Raw genomic sequence first — 20,270 nt, 5'->3', positions numbered from 1 at the left:
AGAAATTATGAAATTCGCTGTCATAGGCCATCCTATTGCGCACTCGTTATCACCCGTGATGCACGAAGCGAACTTCAGTGCTTTAGGACGTGATGATACGTATGAGGCGCTCGATATACCGCCGGAACAGTTTGACGATATTAAGGATATTATTGCTTCGAGAAATTTAGATGGCTTTAACATTACTATCCCACATAAAGAACGCATTCTCCCTTATCTCGATGACATTGACGTACAAGCTCGCGATTTAGGGGCAGTTAATACAGTTAAAATTGTGGATGGTCAATGGATTGGTTACAACACCGATGGCATCGGCTACGTAAAAGGATTACAGTCAGTATATCCAGACTTAGCTAATGCTTATATATTAATACTCGGAGCAGGTGGTGCCAGCAAGGGCATTGCTAACGTACTCGATCACGTTGTTAAACCTAAATTATCTGTTGCTAACCGTACGATGCAGCGTTTTGATAATTGGGACTTAGGTGTCAATAAACTGACTTTACAACAAGCAGAAGCACACTTAAGTGAATTTGATATCATTATTAATACGACGCCAGCGGGTATGAGTAGTAATAGAGATGTTGTTATTTCATTAGATCAACTCGACGAACGTACATTAGTAAGCGACATCATTTACACACCAAGTAAGACAGCATTTTTACTCCAAGCAGAAGCAAACGGAAACGAAATTTATAACGGATTAGACATGTTTATCAATCAAGGTGCCGAAAGCTTTAGAATATGGACGGGTGAAGCACCCAATACAGAAACTATGAAACAAACTGTCATTAAACATTTAGAAGGAGAGTAGTTATGTTAACAGGAAAGCAAAAACGCTATTTACGTAGCTTAGCGCATAATATTGAACCGACATTCCAAATTGGCAAGGCTGGAATTAATGAGAATATGGTAGAGCAGTTAAAAGATATCTTAGAAAAAAGAGAGCTCATTAAAGTTCACATTTTACAAAATAACTTCGAGGATAAGAAAGAATTAGCAGCCAATTTAAGTGAGTTGACTGAGAGTGAGCTCGTTCAAGTTATAGGGTCAATGATCGTCTTGTATAAAGCGTCTTCAGAAAATAAACAGATTCACTTACCCTCATAATGGCACATCAACCAGAATCAATCGTCCTCTATGGCGGTCAATTTAACCCAATACACACTGCTCATCTCATGGTGGCGAGTGAAGTTTATCACACACTTAAGCCAGAGCGTTTCTTCTTCTTGCCAAGCTATATGTCACCGTTAAAGTCACACAAAGATGCCTTAGACTCAAAGCATCGTGTGGCTATGGTGAAATTAGCGATTGAAACGTTAGGCTTTGGAGAAATTTGCTATTTGGATTTAGAAAGAAAAGGTCAAAGTTACACCTACGATACGATACGTACACTTCGTGAATCCTATCCAGATAGCAAGATATACTTTGTGATTGGCACTGACCAGTATGATCAACTCGATAAGTGGTATCATATTGAAGATTTAAAATCTCTAGTGACGTTTGTCGTCGTGAATCGAGGAACTTCACAACAAGAAGTTGAATCTTCAATGGTGAGTGTCACGATACCACGCTTAGATATTAGTTCAACTATGATTCGTCAGCGCATACAAGAACGACACAATATTCAGGTCCTCGTACCACCACTTATTCAACAATATATTGCAGAGGAGAACTTGTATGAATAAATCAGAAGCGATTGAATTAATTAAAGAGAAATTACCTGATAAACGCTATCAACACTCATTACGTGTGGCAGATACTGCTGTGAAATTAGCACGTATTTATGAAGGTGATGTCGACAAAGCAGAGATGGCCGGCATTTTACATGACTATTGTAAATATGATGATTTAGGTTATATGTACCAAATTGTAAGACAGCATGATTTAGATCCGAATCTCTTGAGCTTTGGAGGAGAGATCTTACATGGCCCAGTGTGTGCTGCACTGATGAAATCAGAATATGATATAACAGACGACGAGATTCTAACAGCTATCGCTTATCATACAACAGGTCGTGCTCAGATGACTAAGACTGAAAAGATTGTCTTTATCGCTGATTATATCGAGCCTGAACGTCAAATACCAGGCGTTGAAGAAATCCGAGATATGGCATACAATCAAGGTAGCTTAGATCATACAATTTATGAAATTTCTAAGCGAACTGTGCTTTATTTAATTAGTAATGACATTACCGTTTTTAATACGACAATCGAATGTTTAAATTATTATAACTATAGTGATGAAAGAGTAAAGGATGATTAAATGAAATCAAGCGAGTTATTAAATATTGTGATAGAAGCAACTGAGAATAAGAAAGCAGAAGATATTATTTCACTTGATATGCAAGGTATTAGTGATATGACGGACTATTTCGTCGTGTGTCACGGAAATAACGAACGCCAAGTTCAAGCTATTGCACGTGCAGTGAAAGAAACTGCACACGAGCAAGGATTAGATGTTAAACGAATGGAAGGTTTCAACGAAGGGCGTTGGATCCTCATAGACTTGGCGGATGTAGTCATCCATGTCTTTCATAAAGACGAACGTAACTACTACAATCTTGAGAAATTATATCAAGATGCACCACTTAAAAATTACAATCAGGCAGTATATTAAATATGGTACAATATCACGAATTAAGTCAGTTCTATGATAGTCTCACACGCGACCAACCTTACACGTCTTGGCGAGACATTATAGAACATTATCGAGAGCATCGACAAACACTGTTAGATATAGGTTGCGGAACTGGTAATCTTACTACTTTATTACGTGGTTTTGATACAGTGTTTGGCATGGATTTAAGTATTGATATGCTTACCCTGGCTGAGCAGAAGTCATCGAATGTTCAATGGGTTGAAGGCGATATGACTGATTTTGATCTCGGTCTACAGTTTGACATCGTAACTATTCTGTGTGATTCCTTAAATTATTTAGCTTCTGAAGAAGAAGTTAAGCAAACTTTCGAAAGTGTTTATCAACATCTCACTCCAGGTGGTTTGCTTATTTTCGATGTCCATACTGAGCACAAGATGCAAACTTGGTTCAACAATCAATGTTATATCGATGAAACAGATCAAGTATTTCTCGCTTGGGAAGCTGTAAGAGGCGAGGAACCCCTCAGTGTATGGCATGACTTAACCTTTTTCGTTCATAATGAAGATCAAACGTATCATCGCATTAACGAATCACATTATCAGAGAACCTATACCCAAGACACTTATCTTACAATGCTTCAAGAGCAAGGTTTCACTGTTATTAATACGTTTACTGACTTTGAGTATGACACATGCGACGCTGATGGCGATCGTTTATTCTTTATCGTAAAAAAATAAAGTAAAATCACTCCGAACTACGTGTATATAGTAAAGGAGTGATTTTTTATGTCTTGGGATTTAACTCATCTTAAAGCTCTAGTGATGAAATATAAGATTTATGTGATCATCGCATGTGTCTTTTTATGCGCACTCGCTTTTTACTTTGTGTCTCATATGGGTCAAGATAATGACTTGAAAGCTGAGGATGCAACGTTACAAGAACAAGCCTTTAAAGCGACAGATGCGCAAGGAAGGAATAACGGAACCACGAACGGGGGTTCAAGTTCTTCAGCTAGCAATACATCTAACACTAAGGTTGAAGAAATCTACGTTGATATTAAAGGTGCAGTAAAGCATCCTAATATTTATCGCATGATGTCTACAGATCGACTCAAGCAGCTATTAGATAAAGCACAACCGACCTCTCAAGCCGATTTAACTCAAATTAACTTAGCTGAAAGGCTCACTGATCAAAAGCTCATCGTCATTCCAAAGAAAGGGGAACAAGCAACTGGTACTAGTAACGGAGGCGCGACACAAGGAACAACCGCTTCAACAAGTGCGACGACAGGTTCAGCGAGTAGCAATTCATCTGTGGATAAACAAGTCAATATTAATACAGCCACGGAAAGTGATTTGCAATCGATACCTGGAATAGGACCTTCTAAAGCGAAATCGATTATTGAATACAGAGAGACAAATGGTGCCTTTGATTCTGTAGAGAAGATCAAGGAAGTGAATGGTATCGGCGAGAAGACCTTTGATAAATTAAAGGACTATCTCACAGTTTAAAATCTATTGCATTCTAACGCTGTAAGACTTAACCTAGAAGTATTAAATCAAGAATAGAACACGGAGGACCAAAGATGAAACGATTACAATGGGAAGAGTACTTTATGGCACAAAGCCATCTACTTGCGTTGCGTTCAACTTGTACACGTCTCTCAGTAGGCGCAACAATAGTGAAAGACAATCGTATTATTGCAGGAGGGTATAATGGTTCAGTGGCTGGTGAAGTACACTGTATCGATGAAGGCTGTCTTATAGAAGATGGTCATTGTATACGCACGATTCATGCAGAGATGAACGCTTTGCTGCAATGCGCAAAACAAGGTGTATCAACAGAAGGGGCGACCATTTATGTCACTCACTTTCCTTGTCTAAATTGCACAAAGTCAATTATTCAAGCGGGAATCAAGAAGATTTATTACGCAGAAGATTATCACAACCATGACTACGCTCTGAAACTGCTCAATCAATCTCAAATTGAATATAAGAAAATTCCATTCGATAAAGAGAATGTCGCGCAGTATTTAATGGACTAAGATGTTTTACTTAACACTCGCTTACTTAATAGGTATTCTCTTTCTTTACCACCGTTACATGGCTGTATGTTTGTTGATAACTTTAATAGTTATAGTGTATCGCAAGCAAGTTAGCAAATTAATTACAGTAGGATGCCTCATATTGCCATGGGTCAGTGGATATTATTTCCATTATCAAGATTTGCGCCATCAACAAGCATACAGTGCGCAGTTGTTACATCCTGAACTGCAAGGGCGTGCGACTTTCACCGATCAAGCGATGCATAGTGGGTCAGCACTTCGCGGCCACGTCTCCATAAATGATAATTCATATTCTTATCATTATTTTTTAAAACAACCAAACAAGATACCTCCCTTAGCCCCCGGAACCCAATGTGAGGTTAAAGGGGAGCTAAAGTATTTAAGTGATTCTCCATATAGTCCGCAATATTTCTTTATCAAAGATATTAATTTAAACAGTTGTCAAGCGAATTCGAAAGCTTCTCTCAGTTTGATTGAACGACATAAGAACTTTATCTATCAACAAATTTCTCATACTCATCTAGAACATCCAGGTCGTATAATTGCGCTTGTGTCCGGAGATACGAGTTATTTAAGTGAACAAGAAGTCTCAGAAGTAAAAAATTTAGGTATTTATCATCTCATTGCAGTAAGTGGCTCTCATATTGCAATTATATGTTCGATAACGTATACATTACTTCTAAGACTGAATGTTCCATTGTTCTATATTAAACTCACTTTATTGTTTTTGTTACCAGTTTACGGTCTTTATACTGATTTAGCGCCTAGCGCACTCAGATCCATTTTTACAGTTATGTTAGTCATTCTGATTCCATCGCGCTTTTACCATCATGCTTTAGATATCGTAGGCGCCTCATTTATTTTATTAACGCTTATTTTTCCACATTTTTTATTCGATATTGGTTTTCAATTTTCTTACTTAATCACACTTTTTATCTTATTGTCGCAACCACTGCTAGACCAAACTTCAGTCATTAAAAGTTTGCTTTACATGACATTTATAGCTCAACTCGGTTCCTTTCTCATCAGTGCCATTCATTTTAACGAAGTACAATGGATAGGGCTATTTGCTAATCTCATTTTTGTACCATTTTATTCAATTGTTTTATTTCCTCTAGCAATATTTTACTTTGCTTGGTTACATTTAAAGATACCTTTAAACATACTAGATTATTTCATTAATATGATGTTTAATGTTCATGATTATATCGTACGTTGGATTTTACAACTCAGTCATTTTAAATGGTTTATTCCGCAGTTAAATGAAATGTTGCTGACATCATTGTTGCTTGTTTTATTAAGCATATTATATTTCTTTGTGGCTCGGCGGTTTATAACTGCTCTTATAATTTGTATAGGCTTATTTTTAATTCTTCAATTTTTCCCGGCTCATCATGTTAATCGTTTGACCATGCTCAATGTAGGACAAGGAGATGCTTTTTTAATAGAAAGTAAAAAAGGTCAGACTTTGATGATTGATAAAGGCGGTAAACATCTTCGTCCAGGAGAAGTTGATAAACATCAAATTAGCAAGTACCATATTCTTCCAACTTTTAAGAAGAGAAATATTACGAATATAGACTATTTAATTATTACTCATCCGCACGCGGATCATATGGGAGAACTGGATTATTTACTCACACAAATTAAAGTGAAACATCTTATCCTAAACCCTCATAGTTATACACCACAACAGCTCACACATCTTACCGAACGTTTGAGTCAGTGGAAAGGGAACGTCATAGATTTTCGTCAAATGCCACAACTCACTTTTGATGAATATCAACTCCAATTACTAGATGCAACGCATGATACGAGTGATGATTTAAACGAACACTGTATTATCATTTTAATGCAATTCCGAGATAAACATTTACTCTTCATGGGAGATGCCACAGTGACAAATGAAGAGACATTATTGCAACAATATCAATTACCTCCAATTGATATTCTGAAAGTAGGACATCACGGTAGTAAGACGAGTTCCAGTCAAGCTTTTATCGATGCGATTCATCCCCGTGTGAGTCTCATTTCAGCCGGTAAAAATAATCGCTATCATTTACCAAACAAAGAAGTAGAAGAGAGATTGAACGATAACCAATCAGCAATACTGACCACGGTCGAGAATGGTGAAATCACACTTGATTTAGAAACTTCTATTGAGAGTATGCTAAAGCCATGGAAAATATATGAGCCTTTAAAATCGTCGGAATAACGTCGTCATACATGCTATAATAAATAAGCGATGTTGATGTAGAAAGGAAGCTAATACACTATGAGTGACATGATATATACAATTTATGGTGAAGTTCCTGAACTCATTGAGAAGAAGGCGAACGAGCTGGTTGAAGAATATTTAGATGAGCCTAAGGATGACTTTAACTATATTAGATACAATATGTACGAAGACTCACTGAATCAAATTATTGAAGAAACATTGACTATGCCTTTCTTTTCAGATAAAAAAGTCGTGATAGTACAAAATGCATTCGTCTTTACAGGTGAGAAAGCACCAAAAGACGTCAATCCAAATATTGAGGGACTCATTGAGTTTTTAAGTAAATATGATGGTTCGACGTTACTCATATTTGAAGTCAATCATAATAAATTAGATGAGCGAAAGAAATTAGTAAAGACGCTCAAGAAACAAGCCAACTTGATTAAAATAGAGCAGATGTCAGAGAAAGAAATGAAAAACTGGATCAAAAGTTATTTACATCAAAACTACAAAGATATCAAAGAAGATGCATTGAACTTATTCATTGAATTAACAGGTATTAATTACAATATTATTAAACAAGAGCTTGAAAAATTACAGTTATTCTTGGGGGACCGTCCAACGATTAATCGTCAAGATGTACATGATATCGTAAACCGTAGTTTGGAACAGAATGTCTTTTTACTCACCGACTATATACAAAAAGGAAATAAAGACAAAGCGATTCATCTAGTGCGAGATTTGATAGCTATGAAAGAGGAGCCTATTAAATTGCTCGCACTCATAACGAGTAATTATCGATTGTTCTACCAAAGTAAGATACTCAATGAGAAAGGGTATACCGGACAACAAATCGCAAAGACAGTGAACGTGCATCCTTATCGAGTGAAGCTCGCTTTACAACAAGCGCGCTACTATCAGTTGCATCAACTTTTAAATATTATTAATAACTGTGCTGAAACAGATTATAAACTGAAATCTTCTTATATGGACAAACAGCTCATTTTAGAACTATTCATACTGTCTCTCTAGCAATTTTAAGATTACACATAAAAAAGAGGCTAAGACTCATTGAGCCTTGGCCTCTAATTAAGTAATAATTATTTGCTAGCAGACATTAATTTTGATTTAATTCTGTCCGCTTTATTTGAGTGAATTAAATTACGTTGAGCTGCTTTGTCGACTTTTTTAAGTGCGAAGCTCACTAATTCATCTTTCTCACTAGCATTTGTTTCGATAGCTGTTTTAGCACGTTTCACAGCTGTACGCATAGCGTTTTTCTGTGAAATGTTACGGTGTTCAACTTCTTCAGTTTTTCTCACACGTTTAACTGCAGATTTAATATTTGGCATATCTGTCACCTCCTAGATTAGGCTACCATATCAAAATAATTTTTGATTACAACAAGAAATATTTTATCAAAACAGTTCTCATTCTGCAATCATTTATTTAATACAGATACATAACATTATAACTGTATCATAAGTGATTGGAAAGTCTCTGCATAATTTATATAATAATAGATGTAGCATGGTAACGTAAAGAGGAAGAACCATGAATAGCGATTTATCACAACAGAGGAATAGACTTAACCCATGTGAGTCTTTTACAATTGGACAATAGGTTTAAGATGAGATGACAGGTTTCCGCCTTTAATTTAACTTCAACTTTAAATGATTGAACAAAAGTATGTTCTGAGACTTAATACTATCGACTTAGAACTCTTGCAATTAAAGGTTAAAAACGTTACTATGACAAAGATGTTTAATAATCAGGGTAATATGAAAGCGAGAAGGATATGACATGGATAATCAAGAACGATTAAATCGTCGGAAATATATACGAAACTTTTCTATTATTGCGCATATTGACCACGGTAAATCAACTTTAGCTGACCGTATATTAGAGAATACAAAGTCAGTTGAATCACGCGAAATGCAAGATCAATTACTCGATTCAATGGATCTTGAAAGAGAACGCGGTATCACAATTAAATTGAATGCTGTGCGTTTAAAATATGATGCTAAAGATGGCAATACATATACATTCCATTTAATCGACACACCAGGACATGTCGATTTCACTTATGAAGTCTCACGTTCACTGGCAGCATGTGAAGGTGCGATTCTTGTCGTCGATGCAGCACAAGGTATTGAGGCCCAAACCTTAGCCAACGTTTACCTCGCCTTAGATAATGATTTGGAACTACTACCTGTTGTTAATAAGATTGACTTGCCAGCAGCTGAACCTGAACGAGTGAAACAAGAGTTAGAAGACGTTATAGGTTTAGATCAAGATGACGTAGTGCTCGCTAGTGCCAAATCTAATATCGGCATCGAAGAAATTCTAGAACAAGTCGTCGAAATGGTACCACCACCTGAAGGAGATCCTCAAGCGCCTCTTAAAGCGCTCATCTTTGACTCTGAATACGATTCATATCGCGGTGTAATTTCAGCTATCCGTGTAATGGAAGGTGTCGTTAAAGCTGGTGACCGTATTAAGATGATGGCTACAGGCAAAGAGTTTGAGGTAACCGAAGTTGGAATTAATACACCTAAAGATTTACCTGTTGAAGAACTCACTGTAGGGGATGTAGGTTACATTATCGCAAATATTAAAAATGTCGATGACTCACGTGTTGGTGATACGATTACTCACGCAAACCAACCTGCTCCAGAGCCATTAAAAGGTTATAAAAAGATGAATCCTATGGTGTTCTGTGGATTATTCCCAATCGACAACAAAGACTACAATGATTTACGTGAAGCACTGGAAAAACTTCAACTTAACGATTCATCACTTGAGTTTGAACCTGAGTCATCCCAAGCGTTAGGTTTTGGTTATCGTACAGGTTTCCTTGGAATGCTCCACATGGAAATTATTCAAGAACGTATTGAGAGAGAATTCGGCATCGGATTGATTGCGACAGCACCATCAGTTATTTACCAATGTATTTTAAAAACGGGCGAAGAGGTGTCTGTAGACAATCCTGCTCAAATGCCAGAGCGTAATCAAATTGAAGCTGTATATGAACCATTCGTTAGAGCTACAATGATGGTTCCTAATGATTACGTAGGTCCTGTGATGGAGCTCTGTCAACGCAAACGCGGTCAGTTTATTAATATGGATTACTTAGATGATATTCGTGTTAACATCATCTATGAAATTCCATTAGCTGAAGTAGTATTCGACTTCTTTGATCAATTGAAGTCTCAAACGAAAGGCTACGCATCATTTGATTACGAATTCATCGATAATAAGGAAAGTAACCTCGTTAAGATGGACATTTTACTTAATGGTGACAAAATCGATGCATTGAGCTTTATCGTACATCGTGACTTTGCTTACGAAAGAGGTAAAGCTTTAGTTGAAAAACTGAAAACATTAATACCTCGTCAACAATTCGAAGTGCCAGTGCAAGCAGCAATTGGTCAAAAAATCGTTGCTCGTACGAACATTAAATCAATGGGTAAAAATGTTCTATCTAAATGTTACGGCGGGGACATTAGCCGTAAGCGTAAACTATTAGAAAAACAAAAAGCTGGTAAAGCTAAAATGAAAGCAGTGGGGAACGTAGAAATACCACAAGATGCATTCTTAGCAGTCCTTAAGATGGACGACGAATAATATATACTCGTAAAGGCAAGGGTGAATTCCAGACATTTCATGGAGTTCACCTTTCGTTTTTCTAGAAAAAGTGAGGGTTAGCATGAAAGTTCAAAGTGCCTATATTCATATACCATTCTGTGTTCGTATTTGTACTTACTGTGATTTCAATAAATATTTTATACAGAATCAGCCCGTGGATGAATATCTCAGTTGTTTGATTAAGGAGATGGAGACAAGTGAAGTACGTCAGCTGAAAACATTATTTGTGGGTGGTGGAACGCCAACCGCTTTATCTGAAACACAGCTAGAAAGATTACTTCAAGCCATCACGTCATTGTTCACCATTGAAGATGAATTTAGCTTCGAAGCTAATCCTGATGAGTTAACGTTGAACAAAGTTCGTCTGCTCAAAAAATATGGTGTAAAACGCTTATCAATGGGTGTGCAAACTTTTAATCCACAACTTCTGGAATTACTCGGTCGTACACACGCGCCAGAAGATATTTATCAAGCTATAGATAACGCGCGTCAAATCGGCATTGAGTCGATAAGTTTAGATTTAATGTATCATTTACCACAGCAAAGTTTAGATGATTTCAAAGAAAGTTTAGATATTGCACTTTCACTCAACATTGATCATATTTCCAGTTACGGTCTCATATTGGAACCACAAACGCAATTCTATAATATGTATCGTAAAGGGAAGCTCAAGTTACCTTCAGAAGATGTTGGGGAGGAAATGTATACGTATTTAATAGAACGGCTCAATCAAACCAGTTTCCATCAATATGAGATCTCAAATTTTGCTAAAAAAGGACATGAATCTGAACATAATAAAGTATATTGGAAAAACGAGGGATACTATGGTTTCGGCGCCGGTGCCAGTGGTTATGTTGATGGTGAGCGTTATACCAATGTTAATCCTGTCAATCATTACATTAAAAAGATTCAAGCGGGGGAACGACCTGTTCTAAACTCAACTCGACCTACGATTCAAGAGCAAATGGAAGAAGAAATGTTCTTAGGTCTACGAATGAACAAGGGTGTAAGTATCAAACGCTTTGAAGAAAAATTTGATCAATCTATTGATCAAATCTATGGTCAAACATTAAATCAACTTGTTTCAGATGGTCTTATTGAAATCAATAATGGATATATCTCGCTGACTGAAAGAGGCAAAGTGATTGGCAATGAAGTATTTGAAGCATTTTTACTCAGCGTATAAACTTTCTCAAAAATTTTTTCAAAAAAGCGTGCTTTAACATTGACTTACTTTGACCAATTTGATAAATTATAATTAGCACTTGAAACAAAAGAGTGCTAATGAGGTGAAAACATGATAACTGAGAGACAATTAAGCATACTGAATGCAATTGTTGAAGATTATGTTGATTTAGGACATCCAATAGGTTCAAAGACGTTGATTGAACGACATCAACTCGATGTTAGTCCAGCGACGATTCGCAATGAGATGAAAGCTCTAGAAGAGTTTAACCTTATCGAGAAGACACACACGTCTTCAGGAAGAACGCCTTCAGTGCAAGGTTTCAGACATCATGTAGATTATCTATTGGATCAAGCATCTCATCAACAACAAAGTAAGATCCAACGTTTGAAAACGCTAATGGCTTCCAATCATTACAATATTTCGTCTGCACTCAGTGAATTTGCGGATGAAATTTCTAAAGCGTCACAGTACACAACGTTGGTAATGAGACCAGATCATAAACAAGATGTAATTAATGACATTCATTTGGTTCGAGCAAATGCATTTCTTGTCATTATGATTGTCGTTTTCACTTCAGGCCATGTCGAACATTTGCATCTTGCATCACAAGCTCCGTTGACTAACGAAACACTCACAAAGATAGCAAATTTCGTCAGTGCGCAATTCAAACATCAACGAGATGTTCGTTTTGATAGTGAAATCAATATGTTCACTAATTCTCCAACTGAGAGAGATTTTATTAAAAACCTCGTCTCATCTTTGGAAGTGCATATTGATGAACAAAGTAATGGCATTTTTACCGGTGGAAAGGTTAAACTAATTGATGCGTTAAACGAACAGAATGTATCATCAATCCAACCTATCTTACAGTACATTGAATCACATAAGATTACGCAGTTATTAGATTCGATGTCTGATGTACCGATTAACGTTAAGATAGGGGATGAGATTGACGATCATTTAAGTGACATTTCCATCATTACAAGTGATTATCATATCGATGATAATTTACGTGGACAGATTGCAATTATCGGACCAATTGCAATGCGATATCAAAACGTTATCCAGTTGCTAAATGCAATTTGGTAAGACGTGACAATTGGAGGGCAGACAATGGCAGAAAAAAATGAATCAGTCAACAGTCAAACTGATGCTCAAGAAGAAGTTCAATCTCAAGATGTAGAACAAGAAACTTCAGAAGAGCAAGCATCAACTGAACAAACTGATGTTAATTCTGACGCTCAAAATGAATCATCTTCACAAACGACATCAGATGAAGAATCAACTGCTGATGAGGAAGGAAATGTTGATTCTAAAGATGAAGAGATTCAACAATTAAAAGAACAAGTTAAAGAAAATGAAGACAAATATTTAAGATTGTACGCGGAATTCGAAAATTATAAACGCCGCTTACAAAAAGAAAATCAAACGATGAAAAAATATCAATCACAAAGTGTACTTACTGATATCTTACCTACGATTGACAACATCGAACGCGCATTGCAAATCGAAGGTGAAGATGAACAGTTTCAATCACTTCAAAAAGGCGTTAAAATGGTTCACGAAAGCTTGCTAAAAGCACTGGAAGATAACGGACTCGAAGTTATCAAAACAGACGGTGAACAATTTGACCCTAACTATCATCAAGCAGTAATGCAAGATGATAACCCTGATTATGAATCAGGTCAAATCACTCAAGAACTACAAACAGGATATAAATTGAAAGACCGTGTACTTCGACCTTCAATGGTTAAAGTAAATCAATAATAAGTAAATAAATCACAACACTAACTGATTACGATATAGGAGGAATTTCTTTATGAGTAAAGTAATAGGTATTGACTTAGGTACAACTAACTCTTGTGTAGCTATTTTAGAAGGTGACGAACCTAAAGTAATTCAAAACCCAGAAGGTGCAAGAACAACACCATCAGTAGTTTCATTCAAAAATGGAGAAACTCAAGTAGGTGAAGTTGCTAAACGTCAAGCAATCACTAACCCTAACACTGTTCAATCCATCAAACGTCACATGGGTACTGACTATAAAGTAGACATCGAAGGTAAATCATACACACCTCAAGAATTATCAGCAATGATTCTTCAAAACTTGAAAAAAACTGCTGAAGATTATTTAGGTGAAAAAGTAGAAAAAGCAGTTATCACTGTTCCAGCATACTTCAACGATGGTGAACGTCAAGCAACTAAAGACGCTGGTAAAATCGCTGGTTTAGAAGTTGAACGTATTATCAACGAACCAACAGCAGCTGCTTTAGCTTACGGTTTAGACAAAACTGAACAAGATCAAAAAGTACTTGTATTCGACCTTGGTGGCGGTACATTCGACGTTTCTATCCTTGAATTAGGTGACGGTGTATTTGAAGTACTTGCTACAGCAGGTGACAACAAACTTGGTGGTGACGACTTTGACCAAGTTATCATCGACTACCTTGTAGAAGAATTCAAGAAAGAAAATGGTATCGACTTATCAAAAGATAAAATGGCTTTACAACGTCTTAAAGACGCTGCAGAAAAAGCTAAAAAAGACTTATCAGGTGTATCTCAAACTCAAATTTCATTACCATTCATCTCAGCAGGAGAAAGTGGTCCATTACACTTAGAAATCAACTTAACTCGTTCTAAATTCGAAGAACTTGCTGATTCACTTGTACAAAAAACTATGGAACCTACTCGTCAAGCACTTAAAGACGCTGGTCTTTCAAACAGTGAAATCGACGAAGTTATCTTAGTTGGTGGTTCAACTCGTATTCCAGCAGTTCAAGAAGCTGTTAAGAAAGAGATTGGTAAAGATCCTCATAAAGGTGTTAACCCAGACGAAGTTGTAGCTATGGGTGCAGCTATCCAAGGTGGTGTCTTAACAGGTGATGTTAAAGACGTCGTACTTCTTGACGTAACACCACTTTCATTAGGTATCGAAATCATGGGTGGCCGTATGAATACGTTAATTGAACGTAACACTACTATCCCAACATCTAAATCACAAGTTTATTCAACAGCAGCAGATAACCAACCAGCCGTTGACATCCACGTATTACAAGGTGAACGTCCAATGGCATCAGACAACAAAACGCTTGGTCGTTTCCAATTAACTGATATTCCACCAGCTCCACGTGGTGTACCTCAAATCGAAGTAACATTCGATATTGATAAAAACGGTATCGTTAACGTAACTGCTAAAGACTTAGGTACTAACAAAGAACAAAACATCACTATCCAATCTAGCTCTTCATTATCTGATGAAGAAATCGACCGCATGGTTAAAGATGCTGAAGAAAATGCTGAAGCTGACGAAAAACGCCGTGAAGAAAGTGATTTACGTAACGACGCAGACAGCCTCGTATTCCAAGTTGAAAAAACAATCTCTGACTTAGGCGACAACATCAGCGAAGAAGACAAATCTAACGCTGAAGAGAAAAAAGATGCGCTTAAATCAGCGCTTGAAGGCGAAGACTTAGAAGATATTAAATCTAAGAAAGAAGAACTTGAAAAAGTTGTTCAAGATTTATCAGCTAAAGTTTATCAACAAGCTCAAGAACAAGCGCAAGCTCAACAAGGACAACAAGGTCAAGAAGCAGGTTCACAAGATAGCAATGTAGAAGATGCTGATTTCAAAGAAGTTAACGACGACGATAATCAACAAAAATAATGCATCACAATCAAATATGTGAAACAATTGCTTAGCCAACATAAGTCAAAGTCAATTGAACATTGGCTTTGACTTTTTCCTTTTTAATCAAGAAAATATCGTTAAAGGAGAGAGATCAATTGGCCAAAAGAGATTATTATGAGGTCTTAGGTGTCAGCAAAGATGCTTCTAAAGACGAAATCAAAAAGGCTTATCGTAAACTATCTAAAAAGTATCATCCTGATATTAACCAAGAAGAAGGCGCAGATGAGAAGTTCAAAGAGATTTCTGAAGCCTATGAAGTTCTAAGCGATGAGAATAAACGTGCAAATTATGACCAATTCGGTCACGATGGCCCTCAAGGTGGCTTTGGCGGTCAAGGATTCGGTGGCGGCCAAGACTTTGGTGGCTTTGGCGGCGGCTTCGAAGATATCTTCAGCTCGTTCTTCGGCGGTGGTCGTCAACGTGATCCGAACGCGCCACGTAAAGGTGACGACTTACAATACAACATGACAATTACTTTCGACGAAGCTGTATTTGGTGCTGAGAAAGAAATTTCAATTCGCAAAGATGTGACTTGTCACACTTGTCATGGTGAAGGTGCCAAACCAGGAACTAAGAAGAAAACTTGTCATTACTGTAATGGGGCAGGTCATGTGTCAGTTGAACAGAATACGATTCTCGGTCGCGTAAGAAGCGAGAAAGTTTGCCCAGTATGTAATGGTTCTGGCCAAGAGTTTGAAGAAAAATGTCAAACTTGTCATGGTAAAGGTACTGAAAATAAAAATGTTAAAATCAATGTTAAAATTCCTGAGGGTGTCGATAATGAACAACAAATTCGACTTGCCGGTGAAGGTGCGCCAGGTGAAAACGGTGGGCCACAAGGTGACTTATTTATCGTATTCCGTGTAAAACCTTCTCAAACGTTTGAACGTGAGGGCGACGACATCTTCTACAATCTCAACATTACATTTACTCAAGCAGCACTAGGTGACGAAATCAAAGTGCCTACACTCAAAAGCAAAGTCATGCTTACTATTCCAGCCGGAACACAAACAGGTAAGCAGTTCAGAATGAAAGATAAAGGTGTGAAAAATGTACATGGCTTTGGTTACGGCGATTTATTCGTTAACGTCAATGTACAAACACCGACTAAGTTAAATGATCGTCAGAAAGAATTACTCAGAGAGTTTGCTGAAGAGAGTGGCGAGAAGGTAGAAGAGCAGCCAACTAATTTCAAAGATAGAGCGAAACGCTTCTTTAAAGGAGAATAAATCATGGACTGGACCGAGATATCAATTACAGCGAATCATGAAGCAATGGACAGTGTCACACAAATATTAGAGCAACACGGTTCTAATGGCGTAGTTATAGAAGATTCAAGTGATTTAAATGGTGAATTCGGGGATCGTTTTGGTGAAATTTATGAACTTGATCCTAATGACTATCCAGATCAAGGCGTCAGAGTTAAAGCTTACTTTAACGAACTCGAATACAACACACAACTCGAAGAAACGCTGAAATCTGAAGTATCACAGCTTCAAACGTTAAATCACTCTTTGTACCATTACGAAACTCAAACAATTCAGGAAGTAGATTGGGCGAATGAATGGAAGAATTATTTCCATCCATTCAAAGCTTCAGAACGTTTTACTATCGTTCCAAGCTGGGAAGAATACGACCGTAAAGATGATCAAGAGTTATGTATTGAGCTTGATCCAGGCATGGCATTCGGTACAGGAGATCATCCAACGACGAGTATGTGTTTAAAAGCGATTGAGCGCTATGTATCTCCTCATCACTCTGTAATTGATGTCGGTACCGGTTCAGGTATCTTAAGCATTGCAAGTTACTTGCTTGGCGTTAAAAAGATTAAAGCTATAGACGTGGATGATATGGCGGTTCAAGTAGCAGAAGAGAACTTTGAGAAGAACCACTGCTTACAAGCGATTGAAACTGAAGCGAGTAATTTATTAACAAATGAAGATGGACGTTATGACATAATTATTGCTAATATTTTAGCTCACATTATTGATGAAATGATTGAAGATGCTTATAATACTTTAAATGAAGAAGGATATTTTATTACTTCAGGTATTATAACTGAAAAAGAAGAAGATATTGTAAATCATATGAAGCGTGTTGGATTTTCAATCATTTCGACTACCCATGACAATGGCTGGGTATGTATCGTAGGACAGAAAGTGAGCGAATAGTCATGCAAAGATACTTTATTGACCAAAACGCTGATGAAAATCAGCGTTTTTTTATTACAGATCAAAATGATATTCACCATATCGTGACGGTCATGCGTCATCAAGAAGGTCAGCATATTATTGTTAATTTCAATGATCAGAACGTTTATCAATGTGAGATTATCAAGATAGCTGATGATGTTATAGAATTGAGCTTAACTAAAAAGCTTGATATTCAAACTGAATCACCTCAAGAAATTACAATATGCAGCGGCTTGATTAAAGCTGATAAATATGAATGGCTTTTACAGAAAGCGACTGAACTTGGGGCTAGCCACTTTATTGCTACACGTATGGATCGTTCTGTAGTCAAACTGACCGAGAGCAAAGTGCAGAAGAAACTTCAACGTTGGGAAAAAATCATTAAAGAAGCTGCGGAACAAAGTTACCGCTTAAATATACCAACGATAGATTATGTATCGAATTTAAAGGCATTATATGATACTATAGAACAATATGACTATGTACTTATCGCTTATGAAGATGCTGCCAAAAGTGGGGAAACAAGCATGCTTAAGCGAGTAATCAGTCAGATGGACAACCAAGATCGAGTGTTAGTCATCTTTGGACCAGAAGGTGGCTTGTCTGAAGCAGAAATTCAATTATTTAATCATGTGGCATATCAGGTCGGATTAGGACCTCGCATATTACGGGCAGAAACTGCACCACTTTATGTGCTTAGTGCAGTGAGTTATCAAAAAGAATTAATGGGGTGATATTAATGTCCACAGTTGCTTTCCACACTTTAGGCTGTAAAGTGAATCATTATGAAACAGAAGCGATATGGCAATTATTCAAAGAAGCAGATTACGATAGAGTTGATTTTAACACTAACGCAGATGTGTTCGTGATTAACACATGCACAGTGACAAATACAGGAGATAAGAAAAGTAGACAAATTATTCGAAGAGCGATTAGACAAAATCCTGAGGCGGTCGTATGTGTCACAGGTTGTTACGCACAAACTTCTCCAGCTGAAATCATGGATATTCCTGGCGTAGATGTTGTAGTAGGTACACAAGACCGCACGAAGTTATTAGACTACATAGAGCAGTATAAGAAAGAACGCGAACCGATTAACGGCGTAGGTAACATCATGAAGAACCGTACTTACGAAGAACTTGAAGTGCCTTACTTTACTGACCGTACGCGTGCTTCGCTTAAGATTCAAGAAGGGTGTAATAACTTCTGCACATTCTGTATCATTCCTTGGGCACGCGGCTTAATGCGTTCTAGAGACCCTGAAAAAGTAGTAGAGCAAGCGAGTCAACTTGTAGATTCTGGTTATAAAGAAATTGTCTTAACTGGAATTCATACAGGCGGTTACGGTCAAGACCTAAAAAATTATAACTTGGCTCAGTTATTACGTGATTTAGAAACAGTGGATGGTTTAGAACGTATCCGTATTTCATCTATTGAAGCAAGCCAACTTACGGATGAAGTGATTGACGTAATTGCGCATTCAAATAAAGTCGTACGTCATTTACACATTCCGTTACAATCAGGCTCAGACAGCGTGCTTAAACGTATGCGTCGTAAATACTCAATGGCACATTTTTCTGAGCGTTTAACTAAATTGCATGAAGTATTACCAGGTTTAGCTGTGACAAGTGATGTTATCGTAGGTTTCCCAGGTGAAACAGAAGAAGAATTCCAACAAACTTACGACTTTATCGTTGATCATCATTTTTCAGAACTACATGTCTTCCCATACTCACCAAGAATTGGTACACCAGCAGCACGTATGGATGATCAAGTTGATGAGAATGTGAAAAACGAACGCGTACATCGCTTAATTAACTTAAGTGACCAGTTAGCCAAATCTTACGCTTCTAATTTCGATCAAGAAGTATTAGAAGTGATTCCTGAAGAAGAAGGCGATCAGCCAGGTACACTCATCGGTTATGCAGATAACTACATGAAAGTACAATTTGAAGCTGATCCTTCACTCATCGGAGAGCTTGTGAAAGTTAAGATTACTCGAGCTGACTATCCAATGAACCAAGGTGAAGTACTTCGCGTTGTACAACATGCTTCAAATCAAACTGAACATGTGATGACAGTCTAATGAACAATAGATTGTAAAAAATGTAAATTTTACTAATTGACCATGTTAATAAGATATATTATACTGTGTAATAAATAGTCTGTGGTGCGTCTTACCACTTTATAGTGACTTCTTAGAATAAATAAACCGACCCAATGTTATTTCTTGAATATAAGGTTTGTTTACTCTATAGCAAGTAATTTATATGAATGACTATTGATGAATTTAAAGTTTCGTTGATATTTGGAGGGAGGGAAATACAGATGTCTAAAACAGTAGTCCGTAAAAACGAATCACTTGAAGATGCGTTACGTCGTTTCAAACGTTCAGTTTCTAAGAGCGGTACAATCCAAGAAGTGCGTAAACGTGAATTTTACGAAAAACCAAGCGTTAAACGTAAAAAGAAATCTGAAGCTGCACGTAAACGCAAATTCAGATAATTAATTGTTCGTTGACTCCCTCAACATTAACATTAATTATAAATCCTGCCTCAGCCTTTGTGCTGGGGCTTTTTTGGGCTGTACACTTTTAACGGTTGGTGATGAAAAAATCACTAGCCGTTAATTTTCTTTATACACCAAAAAAGGCACGAATATCTCTATAA

21 protein-coding genes are annotated in these 20,270 nt (G+C 37.1%); 20 read left to right on the top strand and 1 reads right to left on the bottom strand.

Features of this window, described 5'->3' with window-relative positions; translation table 11 throughout:
• Window positions 1-7 precede the first annotated feature (7 nt).
• The 10 genes from aroE to holA all read left to right on the top strand — a co-directional run bounded on the left by aroE (window position 8) and on the right by holA (window position 7,916).
• Complete coding sequence (aroE, locus tag CD126_RS09450; protein ID WP_049405609.1) at window positions 8-814, top strand: shikimate dehydrogenase; 807 nt, start codon at window positions 8-10, stop codon at window positions 812-814.
• A 2-nt stretch (window positions 815-816) separates the two neighbouring features.
• Window positions 817-1,110 carry a ribosome assembly RNA-binding protein YhbY gene (gene yhbY / locus CD126_RS09445; protein WP_002471069.1) on the top strand — a complete coding sequence of 98 codons (294 nt, stop codon included), beginning with the start codon at window positions 817-819 and terminating at the stop codon, window positions 1,108-1,110.
• Entirely contained in the window at window positions 1,110-1,688 is a 579-nt protein-coding gene (locus tag CD126_RS09440) for a nicotinate-nucleotide adenylyltransferase (protein ID WP_049405611.1), read from the top strand. The genes yhbY and CD126_RS09440 overlap by 1 nt, the downstream gene beginning before the upstream one ends.
• Entirely contained in the window at window positions 1,681-2,265 is a 585-nt protein-coding gene (gene yqeK, locus CD126_RS09435; protein WP_049405612.1) for a bis(5'-nucleosyl)-tetraphosphatase (symmetrical) YqeK, read from the top strand. Before CD126_RS09440 ends, yqeK begins: the two co-directional genes overlap by 8 nt.
• Window positions 2,266-2,619: a ribosome silencing factor gene (gene rsfS, locus CD126_RS09430; RefSeq protein ID WP_002471038.1), complete on the top strand. Its 354-nt coding sequence runs from the start codon at window positions 2,266-2,268 to the stop codon at window positions 2,617-2,619. It begins immediately after the preceding gene.
• A 2-nt stretch (window positions 2,620-2,621) separates the two neighbouring features.
• Window positions 2,622-3,338, top strand: coding sequence for a class I SAM-dependent DNA methyltransferase (locus tag CD126_RS09425; protein WP_049405614.1), 717 nt, complete (start codon window positions 2,622-2,624; stop codon window positions 3,336-3,338).
• A 48-nt stretch (window positions 3,339-3,386) separates the two neighbouring features.
• Window positions 3,387-4,112, top strand: a complete 726-nt coding sequence (locus tag CD126_RS09420; protein WP_053092829.1) for a helix-hairpin-helix domain-containing protein — start codon at window positions 3,387-3,389, stop codon at window positions 4,110-4,112.
• A gap of 74 nt (window positions 4,113-4,186) precedes the next feature.
• Complete coding sequence (locus CD126_RS09415; RefSeq protein ID WP_049405616.1) at window positions 4,187-4,645, top strand: ComE operon protein 2; 459 nt, start codon at window positions 4,187-4,189, stop codon at window positions 4,643-4,645.
• Window position 4,646: 1 nt separating this feature from the next.
• The gene (locus CD126_RS09410) at window positions 4,647-6,881 is read left to right on the top strand and encodes a DNA internalization-related competence protein ComEC/Rec2 (protein WP_103370386.1); all 2,235 of its coding nucleotides are present in this window, start codon (window positions 4,647-4,649) and stop codon (window positions 6,879-6,881) included.
• A 60-nt stretch (window positions 6,882-6,941) separates the two neighbouring features.
• Entirely contained in the window at window positions 6,942-7,916 is a 975-nt protein-coding gene (holA, locus tag CD126_RS09405) for a DNA polymerase III subunit delta (protein WP_049405619.1), read from the top strand.
• 68 nt (window positions 7,917-7,984) lie between these two features.
• Here the strand turns inward: holA and rpsT are convergent, their stop codons facing one another.
• Window positions 7,985-8,236 carry a 30S ribosomal protein S20 gene (gene rpsT, locus CD126_RS09400; protein ID WP_049405621.1) on the bottom strand — a complete coding sequence of 84 codons (252 nt, stop codon included), beginning with the start codon at window positions 8,234-8,236 and terminating at the stop codon, window positions 7,985-7,987.
• A gap of 451 nt (window positions 8,237-8,687) precedes the next feature.
• On the opposite strand from rpsT, the gene lepA reads away from it, so the two are divergent.
• The 10 genes from lepA to rpsU all read left to right on the top strand — a co-directional run bounded on the left by lepA (window position 8,688) and on the right by rpsU (window position 20,106).
• Window positions 8,688-10,511 (top strand): translation elongation factor 4, encoded by a 1,824-nt coding sequence (gene lepA, locus CD126_RS09395; protein WP_103370385.1) that lies wholly within the window; start codon window positions 8,688-8,690, stop codon window positions 10,509-10,511.
• An 82-nt stretch (window positions 10,512-10,593) separates the two neighbouring features.
• The gene (hemW, locus tag CD126_RS09390; RefSeq protein WP_103370384.1) at window positions 10,594-11,718 is read left to right on the top strand and encodes a radical SAM family heme chaperone HemW; all 1,125 of its coding nucleotides are present in this window, start codon (window positions 10,594-10,596) and stop codon (window positions 11,716-11,718) included.
• Between the two features lie 111 nt (window positions 11,719-11,829).
• On the top strand, window positions 11,830-12,810 hold the full coding sequence (gene hrcA, locus CD126_RS09385; RefSeq protein ID WP_103370383.1) for a heat-inducible transcriptional repressor HrcA: 981 nt from the start codon (window positions 11,830-11,832) through the stop codon (window positions 12,808-12,810).
• A gap of 24 nt (window positions 12,811-12,834) precedes the next feature.
• On the top strand, window positions 12,835-13,488 hold the full coding sequence (gene grpE, locus CD126_RS09380; protein ID WP_049405627.1) for a nucleotide exchange factor GrpE: 654 nt from the start codon (window positions 12,835-12,837) through the stop codon (window positions 13,486-13,488).
• A gap of 52 nt (window positions 13,489-13,540) precedes the next feature.
• Window positions 13,541-15,385, top strand: coding sequence for a molecular chaperone DnaK (dnaK, locus tag CD126_RS09375; protein ID WP_103370382.1), 1,845 nt, complete (start codon window positions 13,541-13,543; stop codon window positions 15,383-15,385).
• 119 nt (window positions 15,386-15,504) lie between these two features.
• Entirely contained in the window at window positions 15,505-16,638 is a 1,134-nt protein-coding gene (gene dnaJ, locus CD126_RS09370) for a molecular chaperone DnaJ (RefSeq protein WP_002471036.1), read from the top strand.
• A gap of 3 nt (window positions 16,639-16,641) precedes the next feature.
• Window positions 16,642-17,580, top strand: a complete 939-nt coding sequence (prmA, locus tag CD126_RS09365) for a 50S ribosomal protein L11 methyltransferase (protein WP_103370381.1) — start codon at window positions 16,642-16,644, stop codon at window positions 17,578-17,580.
• 2 nt (window positions 17,581-17,582) lie between these two features.
• Window positions 17,583-18,335: a 16S rRNA (uracil(1498)-N(3))-methyltransferase gene (locus CD126_RS09360; protein WP_049405630.1), complete on the top strand. Its 753-nt coding sequence runs from the start codon at window positions 17,583-17,585 to the stop codon at window positions 18,333-18,335.
• A 5-nt stretch (window positions 18,336-18,340) separates the two neighbouring features.
• Entirely contained in the window at window positions 18,341-19,687 is a 1,347-nt protein-coding gene (mtaB, locus tag CD126_RS09355; RefSeq protein WP_002471073.1) for a tRNA (N(6)-L-threonylcarbamoyladenosine(37)-C(2))-methylthiotransferase MtaB, read from the top strand.
• Between the two features lie 242 nt (window positions 19,688-19,929).
• Complete coding sequence (gene rpsU / locus CD126_RS09350; RefSeq protein WP_002471046.1) at window positions 19,930-20,106, top strand: 30S ribosomal protein S21; 177 nt, start codon at window positions 19,930-19,932, stop codon at window positions 20,104-20,106.
• The last annotated feature ends 164 nt before the right edge of the window (window positions 20,107-20,270 follow it).

The organism is Staphylococcus pettenkoferi (assembly GCF_002902685.1).
In the GTDB taxonomy this organism is placed as follows: Bacteria; Bacillota; Bacilli; order Staphylococcales; family Staphylococcaceae; genus Staphylococcus; species Staphylococcus pettenkoferi.
This window is presented reverse-complemented; position numbering and strand designations above follow the sequence as displayed.